Genomic DNA, 18,015 nt, shown 5'->3' with positions numbered 1-18,015 from the left:
TTTGCGGGTTTGCCGTCCACGCGCCGCTGGCATAGTCTTTCCGCATGAACCCAGGCCCTTCTGCCCAGGTCGCCCACGCCGCGCCGTCGTCGGCCGACGAGGCGGTCCCCGACTACGTCCTGCAGCTCGAACGCAGCGCCAGCTATCTGCCGCCCGAGCAGATCCCGCTGCTGCGGCGTGCGTGGGAGGTCGGTGCGGCCGCGCACGCGGGGCAGACCCGCAAGTCCGGCGAGCCCTACATCACCCACCCGGTGGCGGTGGCCGGTGTACTGGCCGAGCTCGGCCTGGACGTGGAGGCGCTGATCGCGGCGATCCTGCACGACACCATCGAGGACACCCCGCTGACCCGCGCCGAGCTGGCCGCCGAGTTCGGCGAGGCGGTGGCGGAACTGGTCGACGGCGTCACCAAGCTGGACAAGCTCAAGTTCCGCGACCGCCAGGAAGCGGCCGCCGAGAGCTTCCGCAAGATGCTGCTGGCGATGTCGCGCGACCTGCGCGTGATCATGATCAAGCTCGCCGACCGCCTGCACAACATGCGCACGCTGGGCGCGCAGAGCGCCGAGGCGCGCAGCCGCATCGCCCGCGAGACCCTGGAGATCTACGCGCCGATCGCCCAGCGCCTGGGCATGAGCCTGATGAAGTCCGAGCTGCAGAACCTCGGCTTCCGCGCGCTGCATCCGTGGCGGCACGCGATCATCGAAAAACACATCCGCAGCCAGCCGGTGGTGCGCCGCGAGTCGATGGCGCAGGTGGAAGTGCAGTTGTCGCAGCGTCTGGCCAAGGAAGGACTGGAGCACCGTCTGGTGAGCCGGATCAAGACGCCGTGGAGCATCTACAACAAGATGCGCGACGAGAACAAATCCTTCGACCAGGTGATGGACGTGTTCGGCTTCCGCTTGGTGGTGCGCGGCGTGCCCGACTGCTACCACGCCCTCGGCGCGGTGCATGCCACCTTCAAGCCGCTGGACGCGCGCTTCCGCGACTTCATCGCCATTCCCAAGGCCAACGGCTACCAGTCGCTGCACACGGTGCTGTTCGGGCCCTACGGCTCGCCGATCGAGGTGCAGATCCGCACCGAGGAAATGGACCTGATCGCCGAGCGCGGCGTCGCCGCGCACTGGACCTACAAGTTCGGCGGCGACTCGCCCAACAGCGCGCAGAGCCGCGCGCATGCGTGGATCGTCGAGCTGATCGAATCGCAGCGCGCCGCCGGCTCGTCGCTGGAGTTCCTGGACAACGTCAAGGTCGACCTGTTTCCGGACGAGGTCTACCTGTTCACGCCCAAGGGCAAGATCCTGGCGCTGCCGCGCAACTCCACGGCGTTGGACTTCGCCTATGCGGTGCACACCGACGTCGGCAACCGCGCGGTGGCCTCGCGCGTGGACAAGAAGCTGGTGCCGCTGCGCACCAAGCTGGTCAGCGGACAGACGGTGGAAGTGATCACCGCGCGCTCGGCCACGCCCAAGCCGCAGTGGCTGGAGTTCGTGGTCAGCAGCAAGGCGCGCACCGCGATCCGCCACCAGCTCAAGCAGCTCGAGCACGAGGACGCGGTGCAGCTCGGCCACCGCATGCTCGACCGCGCGCTGGAGGCGATGGACAGTTCGCTGGAACGGCTGCCCAAGGGACGCCTGGATTCGTTCCTCAGCGAGCACCGCTACCCGCGCCTGGAGGCACTGCTGGCCGACGTGGCGCTGGGCAACTGGATGCCCAACCAGGCCGCGCAGGCGCTGATGGCGTACGCCGAACTGCGCGGCGGCGGCCATTCCAAGCATTCGCAGGAAAAGATCCTGATCAACGGCACCGAGCGCGGCGTGGTCAGCTTCGCCAATTGCTGCCAGCCGATTCCCGGCGACGAGATCATGGGCTACCACACCGCCGGCAAGGGCATCGTGGTGCATCGCCTGGACTGTCCGAACCTGGCCGAACTGCGCAAGTCGCCCGAGCGCTGGGTGCCGATCGGCTGGGATACCAGCGTCATCGGCGACTACGACACCGCGCTGGTGGTGGACGTGGAGAACCGCACCGGCGTGCTGGCGCAACTGGCCGCGGCAATCGCGCAGAGCCAGTCCAACATCGAGCGCGTCGACTACCTGGACCGCGACTTCAACGCCGCGGTGCTGCGCTTCAACATCCAGGTCCGCGACCGTAACCACCTGGCCGAGGTGATGCGCCGGCTGCGGCGCTTGAATGCGGTGCAGAGCGTGCGCCGCCAGTAGGTGGTGCCGGGATTGGGGAGTCGGGATTGGGGATTCGGAGCGGGCCTGGTCCTGGCGTCGTAGGAGCGGCTTCAGCCGCGACGCCTTACCGATGAAGCATCGCGGCGGAAGCCGCTCCTGCGAAAGCGTGCGTGCGGATCGCGTGGCATGCCTTGCCGGCATGCTGTCCCGATTCCCGAATCCCGAATCCCGAATCCCCAATCCCCAATCCCCAATCCCCAATCCCCAATCCCCAATCCCCAATCCCCAACCGCGCACGCCAGCTAAACTAGGCGGACATTCTTCCAACGGAGTCGCCATGTCCCGCCAGATCATCCATACCGACCGTGCACCGGCCGCGATCGGCCCGTATTCGCAGGCCGTGCGCGCCGGCAACACCGTGTACTTCTCCGGGCAGATCCCGCTGGATCCGGCCACCGGCGAGATCGTCGCCGGCGACATCGCTGCGCAGGCGCGCCGCGCCTTCGACAACCTGCAGGCGGTGGCCGAGGCAGCCGGCGGGTCGCTGGACCGCATCGTGCGCCTGGGGCTGTACCTCACCGACTTGGCGCAGTTCGCGCAGGTCAATGCGGTGATGCAGGACTACTTCCAGGCGCCGTTCCCCGCGCGTTCCACCATCGAAGTCTCGGCGCTGCCCAAGGGCGCGGGATTCGAAGTGGACGCGGTGATGGTGCTGGACTGATCCCCCGCCGTGCCGCGCGTGCAGGTTCCGGCGCCGGCGCTGTCGGCGGCAGGCGAGGCGCCGCTGACCACGCTGCCCGGCGTCGGTCCCAAACTGGCGGAGAAATTCGCCGCGCGCGGCCTGTCCACCCTGCAGGATCTGTGGCTGCACCTGCCGCTGCGCTATGAGGACCGCACCCGGCTGACCACGGTCGCGGCGTTGCAGCCGGGCGTGCCGGCGCAGGTCGAGGGGCGGGTGCAGGCGGTGGACCGCGGCTTCCGCTACCGGCCGATGCTGCGCGTGGCGCTCGCCGACGCGTCTCGCGGCACTCTGGTGTTGCGTTTCTTCCAGTTCCGCGCCGCGCAGGCGGCGCAGTTCGCGGTCGGCGCGCGCTTGCGCGCCTTCGGTACGCCCAAGCCGGGCCAGCACGGGCTGGAGTTCGTGCATCCCAGCTATCAGATCCTCGGCGAGGACGACGACGCGGCGCTGGGCGATCGCCTGGATCCGGTATACCCGGCAGTGGAGGGCGTCGGCCCGGCGACCGTGCGTCGGCTGATCGGCCAGGCGCTGGACCGGCTGCCCGAGGAAGCGGCGCTGGAGCTGCTGCCGGCGTCGCTGCTGGCCGAACTCGGCCTGCCGTCGCTGCGCAGCGCGCTGCTGGTCGCGCACCGGCCGCCGCCGCAAGCCGACCTGGCCGCGCTCGCCGCCGGGCTGCATCCGGCGCAGCAGCGCCTGGCGCTGGAGGAACTGCTCGCGCATCACCTGAGCCTGCGCCGCCAGCGCATCGCCATGCAGTGCCAGCCGGCGCCATCGCTGCGCGGCCGCGGGCTGCTGGCCAAGCGCCTGCAGCAGTCGCTGCCGTTCCAATTGACCGGCGCGCAGCAGCGCGTGTTCGCGCAGATCCGCGCCGACCTGGAGCGGCCGGCGCCGATGCTGCGGCTAGTGCAGGGCGACGTCGGCAGCGGCAAGACCGTGGTCGCCGCGCTGGCGGCGATGCTGGCGGTGGACAAGCGCAAGCAGGCGGCGCTGGCGGCACCGACCGAACTGCTCGCCGAACAGCACCTGGCCAACCTGCGCGGCTGGCTGGAGCCGCTGGGCGTGCGCGTGGCCTGGCTGGCCGGCAAGGTCACCGGCAAGGCGCGCAGCGCGACCCTGGCGCAGATCGCCTCCGGCGAGGCGCAGGTGGTGGTCGGCACGCATGCGCTGATGCAGGAGGCGGTGCGCTTCCACGACCTGGCCCTGGCCATCGTCGACGAGCAGCATCGCTTCGGCGTGCACCAGCGCCTAGCGCTGCGCGACAAGGGCGCCTCGGGCGCGGGCGTGCCGCACCAGTTGGTGATGACCGCCACGCCGATCCCGCGCACGCTGGCGATGGCCGCCTATGCCGACCTGGACGTTTCCTCGATCGACGAACTGCCGCCGGGGCGCACGCCGGTGCAGACCATCGTGCTCAATGCCGAGCGCCGTCCGGAACTGGTGCAGCGCATCCGCGTGGCCTGCGCCGAGGGCCGCCAGGCCTATTGGGTCTGCACCCTGATCGAAGAGGCCGAGGACAACGAGAAGTCCGCGCAGGGCGGCGGCGCCGGCAACCGGCTCGAAGCCAGCGCCGCGCAGGCCACCTTCGAGGCGCTCTCGGCGCAGTTGCCGGAACTGCGCGTGGGCCTGGTCCATGGCCGCATGAAGCCGGCGGAGAAGCAGGCGGCGATGCGCGCGTTCAAGCAGGGCGAGATCGACCTGCTGGTCGCCACCACGGTCATCGAGGTCGGCGTGGACGTGCCCAACGCCTCGCTGATGATCATCGAGAACGCCGAGCGCCTGGGTCTGGCGCAGCTGCACCAGCTGCGCGGCCGCGTCGGGCGCGGCGCGGCGGCGTCGAACTGCGTGCTCATGTACCAGGCGCCGCTGTCGGCGATGGCGCGGCAGCGCCTGGAAACCATGCGCCAGACCAACGACGGTTTCGTCATCGCCGAGAAGGACCTGGAACTGCGCGGTCCCGGCGAACTGCTCGGCACCCGCCAGACCGGCCTGGCCGCTTTCCGCGTGGCCGACCTGGCCCGCGACGCCGGCCTGCTGCCGCGCGTGCACGCCCTGGCCGACCGGCTGCTCGACGAGGCGCCGGTGCTGGCCGACCGCATCGTCGCGCGCTGGGTCGGCGGCGCGGTGCGGTTCGCCGGGGCGTGAGGGGCCGGGATTCGGCATTGGGGATTGGGGATTGGGGATTGGGGATTGGGGATTGGGGATTCGCAAAGGCAACGCCGACATGTCTTCTTCGTAGGAGCGGCTTCAGCCGCGATCGGGCGTTACCGGGAAAGCTCGGTCGCGGCTGAAGCCGCTCCTACGAACGAAGACGTGGCGATGCCGCTTTTGCGAATCCCCAATCCCGACTCCCCAATCCCGTCTTCTTCCCATGCCTGCCCGGCAGTGCCAGACTCGGCGGCCGAATGGACGAGCGAAACGACGCATGAGCGACAAGATTCCCCTGTTGATCGATACCGACCCCGGCGTGGACGACGCGCTGGCGCTGTTGATGGCGTTCGCCGATCCGCGTCACGAGGTGGTCGGGCTGACCATCGCCGCCGGCAACGTCGGGCTGCGCCACACCGTGCGCAATGCGCTGAAGCTGTGCGAAGTGGCCGGGCGCGAGGATGTGCCGGTGTTCGCCGGCTGCGCCGATCCGCTGCTGCACCCGTCGGTGGACGCCGGGCACGTGCATGGCCAGGACGGTTTCGGCGATGTCGACCTGCCGCCGGCCGCGCGTGGCGCCGAGGCCGAGCATGCCGCGCTGGCGATCCTGCGCCTGTCGCACCAGTACGCCGGGCGCCTGCTGCTGGTCGCGCTGGGGCCGCTGACCAACATCGCGCTGGCGCTGAAGCTGGACCCGACCCTGCCGCAGCGCGTCGGCCGCTTCCTGGTCATGGGTGGGGCGATCACCTGCCACGGCAACATCACCCCAGCCGCCGAGTTCAACATCGCCTTCGATCCGGAGGCGGCGCACATCGTGTTCAAGGCGTTCCCGCACATCGAAGTGGCGGATTGGGAAGCGACCGTGGCGCACGGCCTGCCCCACCGCGAGGTCGAGCAGTGGCTGGCGGTGGATGCGCCCAAGGCGCGCTTCTACGAACTGATCTCGCGCAAGACCCGGCTGTGGTCGGAAGACGCGCGCGGCGAGCACTGGTACGCCGCCGACGCACTGGCGATGGCCTGGGCGCTGCAGCCCGACGGCGCGGAGGAAGTGCAGTCGCGGCCGATGCAGATCGAACTGTCCGGGGTGCATACCCGCGGCGCCACCCTGGTCGACTGGAACCGCCAGCTGGGCCTGCCGGACAATGCGACCATGCTCATCCGCTACGACCACGCCCGCTTCCTGGGCCTGGCCCGCGCGGCGGTCGGCGCCGGCTGAGCCTGCCGATCCCGCCCAGATTCGGGCGGGATCTGGCGGAGCAGGGCGCCGCCAGTGATGTCACCTCAGCAGCCGCTACGTAAACGTTGCGTGGAGGGCGGCAGGGCTGTTATAGTTTCCCTCTTGTCCAGCAGCCACCTACGGTGCGAGCCCATGAAGGCCGACATCCATCCCCAGTACCGCGACGTCGTGTTCCACGATGTCACCTCCGATTTCAAGATCCTGACCCGTTCGACCATGTCCTCGAAAGAGACGGTCAAGTGGGAGGACGGCGAAGAGTATCCGCTGATCAAGGTCGAAATTTCCTCGGCTTCGCACCCGTTCTACACGGGCAAGCACAAGGTCATCGACACCAGCGGCCGCATCGACAAGTTCCAGAAGCGCTACGCGCGCTGATCGGAACCGTCGACGGATGTAAAGCGACGGCCGCTTGCGCGGCCGTTTTGCTATCCGCCACATCCTGTCTTCCCGGCGTTGACGCGCCGGTGTCATCCTTCCGTGAAAGTGCGGCGAGGATGCAACGCTGTGTCGCTTTCCCGCCGCTATCGTGCAGCATGAGGGGTGAGCGACGACGCAAATGCTGCTGTGCGATAATGGCGCGATCCGTGGCGATTGCCGTGGACTTCCTTCACGCGTCTGTTCGCAACGTAATCGGACAGGCGCCTTCCATCGAGGAGCGCACACTGTGTCCGATCTTGATCAGGTCACGTTGAACGCCGGCGACAAGTCGGTCGTTCTTCCGGTACTCAAGCCCACCCTGGGCAACGATTGCGTCGACATCTCCAAGTTGACCAAGGAGACCGGTCTCTTCACCTACGACTCGGGCTTCACCGCGACCGCCAGCTGCAAGTCGGCGATCACCTACATCGACGGCGACAACGGCGTGCTGCTGTACCGCGGCTACCCGATCGAGCAGCTGGCCGAGAAGTCCAACTTCCTCGAAGTGGCCTACCTGCTGATGAACGGCGAGTTGCCCACCGCCGACGAATTCAAGAAGTTCGACCACGAAGTGACGCATCACACGATGATGCACGAGTCGCTGAAGAACTTCCTCGGCGGCTTCCGCCACGACGCGCACCCGATGGCGATGCTGGCCGGTAGCGTGGCCTCGCTGTCGGCGTTCTACCATGACACCCTCGACCTCAACGATCCGGAGCAGCGCCGCCTGGCCGCGATCCGCCTGATCGCCAAGGTGCCGACCATCGCCGCCGCCGCCTACCGCTACTCCATCGGCTGGCCGATCCGCTACCCGCGCAACAACCTCGGCTACGTCGAGCGCTTCCTGCACATGATGTTCGAGGTGCCGAGCGAGCAGCTGCAGATGAACCCGGTCGTGGCCAAGGCCCTGGACCTGCTGTTCATCCTGCACGCCGACCACGAGCAGAACGCCTCGACCTCGACCGTGCGTCTGGTCGGTTCCACCGGCGCCAACCCGTACGCCTCGGTCGCCGCCGGCATCACCGCGCTGTGGGGTCCGGCACATGGCGGCGCCAACGAAGCCGTGCTGAAGATGCTGGAAGAGATCGGTACCGCCGACAACGTCGAGAGCGCCGTGGCCAAGGCCAAGGACAAGAACTCGAGCTTCCGCCTGATGGGCTTCGGCCACCGGGTGTACAAGAACTTCGACCCGCGCGCGAAGATCATCCGCGAGATGACCCACAAGGTGCTGGGCGAGCTGGGCGTCAACGACCCGCTGCTGGAAGTGGCGCTGAAGCTGGAAGAGGCCGCGCTGAAGGACGACTACTTCGTGCAGCGCAAGCTGTACCCGAACGTCGACTTCTACTCGGGCATCATCTACAAGGCGCTGAACATTCCGGTGGAGATGTTCACCGTGATGTTCGCCATCGCCCGTACCGCCGGCTGGGTCTCGCACTGGCTGGAGCAGCAGGTCGACCCAGAAATGAAGATCGGTCGTCCGCGCCAGATCTACACCGGCTACGACAAGCGCGACTACACCAGCGCCGACAAGCGCTGATCGATCGCCGCATCGCTGTCAGAAACGCCCCGCCTCGCGGGGCGTTTTTGTTCGCGCGGTCGAAGCGGGGAGAGCTGGCGTCCGCCTCGCCGCGCGCGCACGCGCCATGGCAGGGCGCCCGCCGCAGCCAACGCGTGGCGCGCTGACGCGCTCAGCCGTACTGGTAGTCGGCGATGTCCTGCTCGGTCAGCAGTTGCCGCAGTTGCGGCATCGAGGCGCGGCGCATCGGCTTCTCGTCCACCTGCGACAGCGGCGCCTGGCGCAGCGCGTCGTAAGGCAGCACGGTCAGGTCGAAGGTCAGCTCCTCGGCGGTGAATAGCCACACCGGGAAGTCCTCGCTGCGCTCGCGGTCCAGGCGCAGGCGGCGGCTGCGCAGCTCGGCCGGGATGCGGTGTTCTTCGAGGAAGCGCGCCACCGCCTCGGCATCGTCGCTGTGCAGATGCAACTGCACCGGGCTGTTGGCGTCGGCGGTGCCGTCGTGCACCGGCCCAGCCAGGCGCGGCGCGAACGCGTGCAGGAAGTCCATCGCGCGCAGCGCCGCCTCGCGCCGCCGGCGCAGTTCGCCGGCATGGTCGGGGCCGGCGAACAGCCGCTGGTATTCGCGCAGGGCGTCCTCGATCTCGCTGTTGCGCGGCAGCGAGGCATCGTCGTGGATGCCGAGCCGGTCGGCGGCCTTGAGCTTGGCCTGGTGGAAATCGCGGATGCCGCCTTCGGCCATCAGCCGGGCGGCTTCGTGCGCCAGACGGCGGCGGCGTTCGTGCGTGCGGGTCCGGGCATGTTGCCGAGCGTGGTGCATGGAGCGCCTCCCCTCAAAGCCTGCCCCGACTGTACCGCAGCCTTGCGAAATTCGGGTGTAGCCGGCGCCGCTGCCTGAGGCGGCGTCCGCCGGGCGAGGCGCGCTGGGCGGCAACTGCCCCGGCGCGCGCCGGGGCGGGGAAGCGCAGCCCGATCAGAAGATGTCGAAGGCCGCGTCGTCGGTCTTCTGGTCCTGCAGGCTTTCGTCGAACTGCTGGATGCGGTCCATGTCCTCGGTCTTGACCCATTCGGTAGCGCCGTTGAGAGTGACCTGGACCATGCCGCCAGGCGGGTCGTTGCGGGCGATCGGCTGGTCCTTCAGCGCGACCCGCATGTAGTCGATCCAGATCGGCAGCGCCGCCTTGCCGCCGTACTCGCGGTAGCCCAGCGAACGGTAGTCGTCGCGGCCGACCCAGACGGTGGTCACGTACGGGCCGCCGAAGCCGGAGAACCAGGCGTCGCGGTGGTCGTTGGTGGAGCCGGTCTTGCCGCCGACGTCCTCGCGGCCGAGCACCTTGGCCGGGGTGCCGGTGCCGCGCTGGACCACGTCGCGCATCATCGACACCAATTGATAGGCGGTGCGCTCGTCGATGGCGCGCGGCGCCACCTTGGCCTCGGGGTCGGCGGGCTTCTCCGCTGCAGCCGCCGTGGCCGGGGTCTCTGCCGGCTTGGCCGCCGGCGGCGGCGTGGCCGCGCCGAAGTTGAAGCCGTCCACCACCTGGCTGACCGGCGCGGCGTTGCCGCCGACGCTGCCGCAGCTGCGGCAGGCGGTCAGCGGATGCTCCTGGAACAGCACCTTGCCGTCGCGGTCGGTGACCTTGTCGATGATCCAGGTATTGACCAGCGAGCCGCCGTTGGCGAACACGGTATAGCCGCGCGCCACCGATAGCGGGGTCAGCGAGGCGGTGCCCAGCGACATCGACAGGTTCGGCGGCAGCTCGGCTTCCTGGAAGCCGAACTGGCTGATGTACTTGCGCGCGAAGTCGACGCCGATGGCGTCCAGCAGGCGCACCGAGACCAGGTTGCGCGACTGCACCAGCGCCTCGCGCAGGCGCATCGGGCCGCGGAAGCCGCCGCCGTCGTTCTGCGGCGACCAGGTCTTGCCGCGGCGGTCGCGGAACACCACCGGCGCGTCGAGCACGATCGACGCCGGGTTGAAGCCCTTCTCGAACGAGGCCGCGTACAGGAACGGCTTGAAGCTGGAGCCGGGCTGGCGGCGCGCCTGGGTGGCGCGGTTGAACTTGTTGCCGGCGTAGCTGAAGCCGCCGACCATGGCGCGCAGCGCGCCGTTGTTGGCGTCCAGCGAGACCAGGGCGGCCTGGCCGCGCGGGATCTGGGTGATCTCCCACTCGCCCGGCTTGTCGCCGGCCTGGATGCGCACCAGGTCGCCGCGCTTGAGCAGGGTGGCCGGGCTGCGCCCGGTCCAGCGGCTGGCGGCCACCGGCAGCACCAGCTCGGTCTTGTTGGCGAGCACCACGGTGGCGCTGCCGTCGCTGCCGGTGCTGGCGACGATGCTCGGCAGCATCCCGCCCTGCACGTAGACGCCGCTCAGGTGGCTGGCCAGCGCCGCGGCATCGGCGTTGGCGGGGACGTCGAAGTGCTTCTCGACGCCATGCCAGCCATGGCGACGATCGTAGACGACCAGGCCCTCGCGCACCGCATGGTTGGCCGCGGTCTGCAGGGTCGAATCGATGCTGGTGTAGACGTGGTAGCCCTTGTCCAGCACGTCGCCGCCGAATCGCGCGATCATCTCCTGGCGCACCAGTTCGGCCACGTACGGGGCCTCGACCTCGACCGGGCGCTCGTGCGGGGCGGCGTGCATCGGCACCGCCTTGGCCGCCTCGGCCTCGGCCGGGGTGATGAAGCCCAGCGCGGCCATGCGGCTGAGCACGTAGTTGTCGCGGCGCTGCTTGGCGCGCTCGGGGTTGCTGATCGGGTTGCCGCTGGAGGGGAACTTGGGGATGCCGGCCAGCGAGGCCATCTCGTCCAGGCTCAGCTCGTTGAGCTTCTTGCCGTAGTAGTACTCGGCGGCGGCGGCGATGCCGTAGGCGCGGTTGCCGAAGAAGCTCTTGTTCAGATACAGCTCGAAGATCTCGTCCTTGGTCAGCTCGGACTCGATCTTGCGCGCCAGCAGGATCTCCGCCAGCTTGCGCGTGTAGCTGTATTCCGAGCTCAGGAAGAACTGGCGGGCGACCTGCTGGGTGATGGTGGAGCCGCCCGGCACGCGCTTGTCGTTGGTGGTGGCCAGCAGCCACACCGCGCGGGCGATGCCCTTGTAGTCGACCCCGCCATGCTCGTAGAAGCGGGCGTCCTCGGTGGCCAGGAAGGCCTGCTTCAGCCGCTCCGGCACGTCCTTCATGGTGATGGGGTAGCGTCGGGTCTCGCCGAACAGCGCCATCAGCTTGCCGTCGCTGGAATAGACGTACATGGGCTCCTGCAGTTCGACCTTGCGCAGGGTCTGCACGTCAGGGAGCTTGGAGGAGACGACGTAGTACAGCCCGCCTGCCACGGCGGCGCCGACCAGGCCGAGGAGGACGAACAAGACCAGCGCCCAGCGCAGCCAACGACGAAAACGGGGCATCGCGAGAGATTCCGATTGCAGATTTCTTGGGCGCAGAGTATAGAGTACGCCGGGGAGCGGCTGGGGCCGGTTCCGGGGATGCGACGGGTTTGCTGCCGCAGGTCATGCCGTGACACGGATCGCGGTATGCAACCGGGCGGTTGCCAATTGCAAAAAATTTGTTATTAATGCGCTGGCGCAACATTGGCGTCCAAGTGCCCGCCGGCAGGGGAAAATCCGTGGGGCTTATCCCAAAGAGTCAGCAGCCGCTGATCGGCATCGACATCAGCTCGACCGCGGTCAAGCTGCTGCAGCTTTCGCGTAACGGCAACCGGTTCCGCGTCGAGCATTACGCCGTCGAACCCTTGCCTCCCAATGCCGTGGTCGAAAAGAACATCGTCGAGGTCGAGGCGGTGGGCGAGGCGATCCGCCGCGCCGTGACCCGCTCCGGCACCCGTGCCAAGCATGCCGCGGCCGCCGTGGCCGGTTCGGCGGTGATCACCAAGGTGATCCCGATGCCGGCCGAACTGGACGAGAGCGAACTGGAAGCCCAGGTCGAGCTGGAGGCGGTGAACTACATCCCGTACCCGATCGACGAAGTGAACCTGGATTTCGAGGTGTTGGGCGTCATCCCCAACAACCCCGAGATGGTGCAGGTGCTGCTGGCGGCCTCGCGCTCGGAGAACGTGGAACTGCGCCAGTCGGCCCTGGAGCTGGGAGGTCTGGTGGCCAAGGTGATGGACGTGGAGGCCTTCGCGGTCGAGAACGCCTTCGCGCTGGTGGCCAGCGAGCTGCCGGTGGCCGCCGACGGCATCGTTGCCCTGGTCGACATCGGCGCCACCATGACCACCCTCAACGTCCTGCGCGGCGGGCGCAGCCTGTACAGCCGCGAACAGGTGTTCGGCGGCAAGCAGCTGACCGACGAAGTGATGCGCCGCTACGGCCTGACCTACGAGGAAGCCGGCATGGCCAAGCGCCAGGGCGGGCTGCCGGAGAGCTACGAGGTCGAGGTGCTGGAGCCGTTCAAGGAAGCCACGGTGCAGCAGATCAGCCGCCTGCTGCAGTTCTTCTACGCCGGCAGCGAATTCAACCGGGTCGACCACATCGTCCTGGCGGGTGGCTGCGCCGCCCTGGCCGGGCTGCCGGAGATGGTGGAGGAGCAACTGGGCGTGGCCACGGTGGTCGCCAACCCGTTGGCGCAGATGACCCTGGGGCCGAAGGTGCAGGCGCATGCGCTGGCCCAGGACGCGCCGGCGCTGATGATCGCCACCGGCCTGGCGCTGAGGAGCTTCGACTGATGGCGAAGATCAATCTGCTGCCCTGGCGGGCGGAACGGCGCAAGCAGCGCGAACGCGAGTTCTATTCGATGCTTGGCCTGGCCGCGTTCGCCGGGGTGCTGCTGGCGGGGCTGATCTGGTTCTACTACGACCTGCAGATCAGTGGCCAGAACGAGCGCAACGCGTATCTGCAGACCGAGATCGAGAAGGTCCAGGCGCAGAACAAGGAAATCGACACCCTCGACGAGAAGAAGCGCCGGCTGCTGGCGCGCAAGCAGGTCATCGAGGAACTGCAGGCCAAGCGCTCGCAGATGGTGCACCTGTTCGACTCGCTGGTGCGGACCATTCCCGACGGCGTGGTGCTGACCTCGGTGAAGCAGGAGGGCGACATGCTGACCCTGGAAGGCCGCTCGCAGTCCAATGCGCGGGTCAGTACCTACATGCGCAACCTGGAAGGTTCGGGCTGGATGACCAACCCGGAGCTGACGGTGATCGAGGCCAAGGCGCAGGAGAAGGAAGCCAAGGGCCCGATCGTCGACACCAAGGCGTTGCCGTACGTGTTCACGCTGCGGGTCAAGCTGCCGGTGCCCGGCGAGAGCACCGATCCGGCGGCCGACGCGACGGCACCCGGCGGTGCGGCGACGCCCGCCACGCCGGGCGCAGCACCTGCCGGCGTCGCGCCAGGCGCGCCGGCGCAGGCACCGGCGGCCCCCGCGCCTGCCGCGGGTAGCCCTGCCGCACCGGCGCCGGCCACCGCGCCGGCTCCCGCCGCCAAGCCAGTGCAACAGGGACCGGCGTCATGAGCAAGAAATTCAACATCAAAGAGCTGGATTTCAACAATCTCGGCAATTGGCCGCAGCAGGCCAAGATCGTGTTCTGCGTGCTGGTGACCCTGTTCATCCTGGCCATTTCCTGGTTCCTGCTGATCAGCAGCAAGAGCGACGAGTTGCAGACGCTGGAGCAGAAGGAGACCGAGCTGCGCGCCTCCTTCGAGAAGGAACAGAGCCGGGCGGTGAACCTGCAGCCGCTGAAGCAGCAACTGGTGCAGATGGAGCAGGTGCTGCAACAGATGCTGCGGCAGCTGCCCAGCAAGACCGAGATGCCCGACCTGATCATCGACATCTCGCAGACCGCGCTGTCCAGCGGCCTGACCAACGAGCTGTTCCAGCCGGGGCCGGAGTCGCCGAAGGAGTTCTACGCAGAGAAGCCGATCGCCCTGCGCATGGTCGGCAGCTACCACCAGTTCGGCGCCTTCGTCAGCGGTGTGGCTTCGCTGCCGCGGGTGGTGATCCTGACCATGCACGACATCAACCTGAAACCGCGCGACAAGAGCAACGGCATCACCGCGCGCGGCGAACTGGAGCTGTCCGGCACGGTCAAGACCTATCGCTATCTGGACGACAAGGAAATGGCCGACCAGGAACAGGCCGCGGCGGCTGCGAAGAAGGCCGGCAAGCAAGGTGGTGGCGCATGAGCCGGCAGCAACGCATGGTCAGGATTCTCGCCGCGGCCGCACTGGCGCTGGTGCTTGGCGCCTGTGGTCGCACCATTACCAGCACGCCGGGCGACGCGCCGAACCTGGAGAACTGGGTGAAGGAAGTGCGCGCGCGACCGGCGCAGCCGCTGGAGCCGTTGCCGGTGATGCAGCAGTTCGAGACCTTCGAGTATGCGGCGCAGGGCCTGCGCGATCCGTTCAGCGATGCCTGGGCCAACCCCGATGGCAGCAGCGGCCTGCGCCCGGATCCGAACCGCCGCAAGGAGCCGCTGGAACAGTTCCCGCTGGACAGCCTCAACATGGTCGGCACGCTGGGCAGCGGTGCGGGCCAGGTGGCGCTGGTGATGGCGCCGGACAAGGTGACCTACCGCGTGCGTCCGGGCGTGTACATGGGGCAGAGCGATGGCCGCGTGACCGGGGTGCACGAGGATCGCATCGATTTGATTGAACTGGTGCCGGATGGCGCCGGCGGCTGGCTGGAACGTCCCGCCTCCGTCGCGCTGGACGATCAATGATTGATTATGGGGATAGCACGATGACTTTTTCCAAAGCCCTGAGCCTGCGCCCCATCCGGCGCCACGCGACGATGCGGCTATGCGCCTTGGGGTTGGCGGCGATGCTCGGGAACGCGGTCGTCGCCAGTGCGGCACCGCCGGCCGCGCCTGCTGCCGCACCTGTCGCGCCCGCTTCGGCGCCGGCCAAGCTCACGGTGTCGAAGATCGACTTCAAGCGCGGCGATGGCGGCGCGGGGCGGCTGATCCTGTCGTTCAACGGCAGCGGCGCCAGCCCGGACCTGCGCACCCAGGGCAACAACGTCGTGGTCGACGTCGGCAACGCCGTGCTGCCGCCGGAGCTGCAGCGTCCGCTCAACGTCACCGACTTCGCGACCCCGGTGCAGCGCATCGACGCCAAGCCCTATGCCGGCGGTGCCGAGCTGGTGCTGAACACCAATGGCGGCTTCGAATCCCTGGCCTACCAATCCGGGAACGAGTACGTGGTCGAGATCACCCCGCGTGCCGCCGCGCCGGCGGTGGGCGCGGTCACCGCGACCACGGTCAGCCAGGCCGCCGCGCAGGTCGCTGCCCGCGGCTACAGCGGCAAGCCGGTGACCTTCAACTTCCAGGACGTGCCGGTGCGCACGGTGCTGCAGTTGATCGCCGAGGAGTCCAATCTCAACATCGTCGCCTCCGACACCGTGCAGGGCAGCGTCACCCTGCGCCTGGTCAACGTGCCGTGGGACCAGGCGCTGGACATCGTGCTGCGCGCCAAGGGCCTGGACAAGCGCCGCGACGGCAAGGTGATCTGGGTCGCGCCGCAGCAGGAACTGGCCAAGTTCGAGCAGGACAAGGAAGACGCGCGCATTGCGATCGAGAACCGCGAGGACCTGATCACCGACTACGTGCAGATCAACTATCACAGTGCTAGCGCGATCTTCAAGGCGCTGACCGAGGCCAAGGGTATCGGTGGTGGCGGTGGTGGTGGAAGTGGCGGTGGTGGTGGTGGTGGTGGTGGAAGCAGCCAGAACGACAACGGCTTCCTGTCGCCGCGCGGACGCCTCGTCGCCGACGAGCGCACCAACACGCTGATGATCAGCGACATCCCGAAGAAGGTCGCGCAGATGCGCGAGCTGATCAACGTGATCGACCGGCCGGTCGACCAGGTGCTGATCGAAGGCCGCATCGTCATTGCGACCGATACTTTCGCCCGTGATCTGGGCGCGCGCTTCGGTATCGCTGGCCGCCGGCAGTACGGCGACAACACCGGCGTGATCAGCGGCAACCTGGCCAACAACACGTCCATCCTCAACAGCAGCGTGCACAACATTCCGAGCGGGCTGAACTTCAATATGCCCGCCGGCACCTTCACCACGGGTACGCCCGGTGCGATCGCGTATACCTTGCTCGGTGCCAATTTCTCGCTGGACATGGAGTTGTCGGCACTGCAGGAGGAAGGGCGTGGCGAGGTGATCTCCAACCCGCGCATCGTGACTTCCAACCAGCGTGAGGCGGTGATCCGGCAAGGCAAGGAAATCGGCTATGTCACCATCACCGGCGGTACCAGCGGATCTGCCGCCACGCCGAATGTGCAGTTCAAGGAAGTGCTGCTTGAGCTGAAGGTGACGCCGACCATCACCGACGACAACCGCATCTTCTTGAACATGAACGTGAAGAAGGATGAGGTTGATAGCTACATTACGCTCAGCGGTTATGGCCAGGTTCCTGTCATCAACCGGCGCGAGATCAACACAGCCGTCCTGGTCGATGATGGGCAGACCGTGGTCATCGGTGGTGTCTACGAATTCACCGATCGCAGCAGCATCTCCAAGGTGCCGTTCCTGGGCGACGTGCCGTTCCTGGGCAACCTGTTCAAGAAGCGTGGTCGCAGCAAGGACAAGGCGGAGTTGCTGATCTTCGTGACCCCGAAGCTGATGCGCGTGGCCAAGCGCTCGCCCGCCGGCTGAGCGTCTGCGCAGACAGCTGTAACTCCCGACGGGAGAGGCGCAAGCCTCTCCCGTCGGCGTTTATGCTGCGTGGATGAGGAAATCCTGAATTCGCCGCACGCGGCGTCGGCCGCGCGCGGAACCATTTTCACCGGTGATCGGTCAGACTGCGCAAATGAACACGTCCTCCTCACCCCTCGATTCCCCGCCGGCCGCGCCCGAGCAGCAGCGCCTGCACGCCGCGTTCGTCGCCCTGCGCGACGGCCTGTCCCAGACCATCGTCGGCCAGTCGGCGCTGGTGGAACGCCTGCTGATCGCGCTGCTCGCCGACGGCCATCTGCTGGTCGAAGGCGCGCCCGGCCTGGCCAAGACCACGGCGATCCGCGCCCTGGCCTCGCGCCTGGAGGCGGACTTCGCCCGCGTGCAGTTCACGCCCGACCTGCTCCCGGCCGACCTTACCGGCACCGAGGTGTGGCGTCCGCAGGAGAGCCGCTTCGAGTTCCTGCCCGGGCCGATCTTCCATCCGATCCTGCTTGCCGACGAGATCAACCGCGCGCCGGCCAAGGTGCAGTCGGCGCTGCTCGAAGCGATGGGCGAGCGCCAGGTCACCGTCGGCCGGCATACCTATGCGCTGCCGAAGCTGTTCCTGGTGATGGCGACGCAGAATCCGATCGAGCAGGAAGGCACCTTCCCGCTGCCGGAGGCGCAGCTGGATCGCTTCCTGATGCATGTGCGGATCGGCTATCCGGAGGCGGCCGCGGAAGCGGAGATCCTGCGCCTGGCGCGCGAGCGCGCTCGCGAGACGCTGGAGGCAGGCGAGGCGCCGCCGCCGCGCATGCCGCTGGAAGACGTGTTCGCGGCGCGCCGCGCGGTGCTGGCGTTGCACATGGCACCGCCGCTGGAGCGCTATCTGATCGAACTGGTGCTGGCCTCGCGCGATGCCAGCGGCTACGACGCCGCATTGGCGCGGCGTATTGCCTGGGGGGCAAGCCCGCGCGGCTCTATCGCGCTGGAGCGTTGCGCCCGCGCCCGGGCGTGGCTGGCCGGACGCGACTTCGTCACGCCCGACGACGTGCGCACGGTCGCCGCCGATGTGCTGCGCCATCGCGTACTGCCCAGCTACGAAGCCACCGCCGAAGGCTGGGACGGTGATCGCCTGGTCGCCGCCCTGCTGGACAAGGTGCCGCCGCCGTGAG

At 68.1% G+C, this 18,015-nt stretch carries 14 protein-coding genes; 12 read left to right on the top strand and 2 right to left on the bottom strand.

From position 1 onward, the window contains the following. Nucleotides 1–44: 44 nt before the first annotated feature. The 6 genes from AC1PK7_RS16170 to AC1PK7_RS16145 all read left to right on the top strand — a co-directional run bounded on the left by AC1PK7_RS16170 (nucleotide 45) and on the right by AC1PK7_RS16145 (nucleotide 8,252). Complete coding sequence (locus AC1PK7_RS16170; protein ID WP_017909851.1) at nucleotides 45–2,216, top strand: RelA/SpoT family protein; 2,172 nt, start codon at nucleotides 45–47, stop codon at nucleotides 2,214–2,216. Nucleotides 2,217–2,514: 298 nt separating this feature from the next. After that, nucleotides 2,515–2,898, top strand: a complete 384-nt coding sequence (locus AC1PK7_RS16165) for a RidA family protein (protein ID WP_010341827.1) — start codon at nucleotides 2,515–2,517, stop codon at nucleotides 2,896–2,898. Between the two features lie 9 nt (nucleotides 2,899–2,907). Beyond that, entirely contained in the window at nucleotides 2,908–5,058 is a 2,151-nt protein-coding gene (gene recG / locus AC1PK7_RS16160) for an ATP-dependent DNA helicase RecG (RefSeq protein ID WP_481098800.1), read from the top strand. Between the two features lie 280 nt (nucleotides 5,059–5,338). Then, nucleotides 5,339–6,277 (top strand): nucleoside hydrolase, encoded by a 939-nt coding sequence (locus tag AC1PK7_RS16155; protein WP_017914112.1) that lies wholly within the window; start codon nucleotides 5,339–5,341, stop codon nucleotides 6,275–6,277. 153 nt (nucleotides 6,278–6,430) lie between these two features. Then, the gene (locus AC1PK7_RS16150) at nucleotides 6,431–6,673 is read left to right on the top strand and encodes a type B 50S ribosomal protein L31 (RefSeq protein WP_010341537.1); all 243 of its coding nucleotides are present in this window, start codon (nucleotides 6,431–6,433) and stop codon (nucleotides 6,671–6,673) included. A 289-nt stretch (nucleotides 6,674–6,962) separates the two neighbouring features. Further along, a complete protein-coding gene (locus tag AC1PK7_RS16145) occupies nucleotides 6,963–8,252 on the top strand; it encodes a citrate synthase (protein WP_152236123.1) in 1,290 nt (429 codons plus the stop codon). Between the two features lie 151 nt (nucleotides 8,253–8,403). On the opposite strand, the gene AC1PK7_RS16140 is transcribed toward AC1PK7_RS16145, so the two are convergent. Further along, a complete protein-coding gene (locus tag AC1PK7_RS16140) occupies nucleotides 8,404–9,048 on the bottom strand; it encodes a hypothetical protein (RefSeq protein WP_010341535.1) in 645 nt (214 codons plus the stop codon). 153 nt (nucleotides 9,049–9,201) lie between these two features. Then, the gene (locus tag AC1PK7_RS16135; protein WP_481098799.1) at nucleotides 9,202–11,628 is read right to left on the bottom strand and encodes a penicillin-binding protein 1A; all 2,427 of its coding nucleotides are present in this window, start codon (nucleotides 11,626–11,628) and stop codon (nucleotides 9,202–9,204) included. A 218-nt stretch (nucleotides 11,629–11,846) separates the two neighbouring features. Between AC1PK7_RS16135 and AC1PK7_RS16130 the strand changes: the two genes are divergently transcribed. From AC1PK7_RS16130 to AC1PK7_RS16105, 6 genes are all read left to right on the top strand, one after another. Further along, a complete protein-coding gene (locus AC1PK7_RS16130) occupies nucleotides 11,847–12,905 on the top strand; it encodes a pilus assembly protein PilM (protein WP_017908825.1) in 1,059 nt (352 codons plus the stop codon). Continuing rightward, the gene (locus AC1PK7_RS16125) at nucleotides 12,905–13,687 is read left to right on the top strand and encodes a PilN domain-containing protein (RefSeq protein WP_481098798.1); all 783 of its coding nucleotides are present in this window, start codon (nucleotides 12,905–12,907) and stop codon (nucleotides 13,685–13,687) included. Before AC1PK7_RS16130 ends, AC1PK7_RS16125 begins: the two co-directional genes overlap by 1 nt. Next, nucleotides 13,684–14,358 carry a type IV pilus inner membrane component PilO gene (locus AC1PK7_RS16120; protein ID WP_010340866.1) on the top strand — a complete coding sequence of 225 codons (675 nt, stop codon included), beginning with the start codon at nucleotides 13,684–13,686 and terminating at the stop codon, nucleotides 14,356–14,358. Before AC1PK7_RS16125 ends, AC1PK7_RS16120 begins: the two co-directional genes overlap by 4 nt. Nucleotides 14,359–14,372: 14 nt before the next feature. Next, a complete protein-coding gene (locus AC1PK7_RS16115; protein ID WP_414629224.1) occupies nucleotides 14,373–14,894 on the top strand; it encodes a pilus assembly protein PilP in 522 nt (173 codons plus the stop codon). A 101-nt stretch (nucleotides 14,895–14,995) separates the two neighbouring features. Beyond that, nucleotides 14,996–16,840 (top strand): type IV pilus secretin PilQ, encoded by a 1,845-nt coding sequence (locus tag AC1PK7_RS16110; RefSeq protein WP_481100911.1) that lies wholly within the window; start codon nucleotides 14,996–14,998, stop codon nucleotides 16,838–16,840. Between the two features lie 154 nt (nucleotides 16,841–16,994). Continuing rightward, nucleotides 16,995–18,014, top strand: coding sequence for an AAA family ATPase (locus AC1PK7_RS16105; protein WP_481098797.1), 1,020 nt, complete (start codon nucleotides 16,995–16,997; stop codon nucleotides 18,012–18,014). Nucleotide 18,015: the final 1 nt, after the last annotated feature.

Source organism: Xanthomonas sp. NCPPB 3174 (genome assembly GCF_056725205.1).
The sequence above is the reverse complement of the archived record's forward strand: the minus strand, read 5'-3'. Positions and strand labels throughout refer to the sequence as shown.

What these genes read in the sequence shown, in the direction of transcription:
- AC1PK7_RS16125 (WP_481098798.1), top strand. Translation starts at nt 12,905, where the DNA reads ATGGCGAAGATCAATCTGCTGCCCTGGCGGGCGGAACGGCGCAAGCAG.
- AC1PK7_RS16115 (WP_414629224.1), top strand. Translation starts at nt 14,373, where the DNA reads ATGGTCAGGATTCTCGCCGCGGCCGCACTGGCGCTGGTGCTTGGCGCC.
- AC1PK7_RS16155 (WP_017914112.1), top strand. Translation starts at nt 5,339, where the DNA reads ATGAGCGACAAGATTCCCCTGTTGATCGATACCGACCCCGGCGTGGAC.
- AC1PK7_RS16110 (WP_481100911.1), top strand. Translation starts at nt 14,996, where the DNA reads ATGCTCGGGAACGCGGTCGTCGCCAGTGCGGCACCGCCGGCCGCGCCT.
- AC1PK7_RS16140 (WP_010341535.1), bottom strand. Translation starts at nt 9,048, where the DNA reads ATGCACCACGCTCGGCAACATGCCCGGACCCGCACGCACGAACGCCGC.
- AC1PK7_RS16120 (WP_010340866.1), top strand. Translation starts at nt 13,684, where the DNA reads ATGAGCAAGAAATTCAACATCAAAGAGCTGGATTTCAACAATCTCGGC.
- AC1PK7_RS16150 (WP_010341537.1), top strand. Translation starts at nt 6,431, where the DNA reads ATGAAGGCCGACATCCATCCCCAGTACCGCGACGTCGTGTTCCACGAT.
- AC1PK7_RS16135 (WP_481098799.1), bottom strand. Translation starts at nt 11,628, where the DNA reads ATGCCCCGTTTTCGTCGTTGGCTGCGCTGGGCGCTGGTCTTGTTCGTC.
- AC1PK7_RS16105 (WP_481098797.1), top strand. Translation starts at nt 16,995, where the DNA reads ATGAACACGTCCTCCTCACCCCTCGATTCCCCGCCGGCCGCGCCCGAG.
- AC1PK7_RS16165 (WP_010341827.1), top strand. Translation starts at nt 2,515, where the DNA reads ATGTCCCGCCAGATCATCCATACCGACCGTGCACCGGCCGCGATCGGC.
- AC1PK7_RS16170 (WP_017909851.1), top strand. Translation starts at nt 45, where the DNA reads ATGAACCCAGGCCCTTCTGCCCAGGTCGCCCACGCCGCGCCGTCGTCG.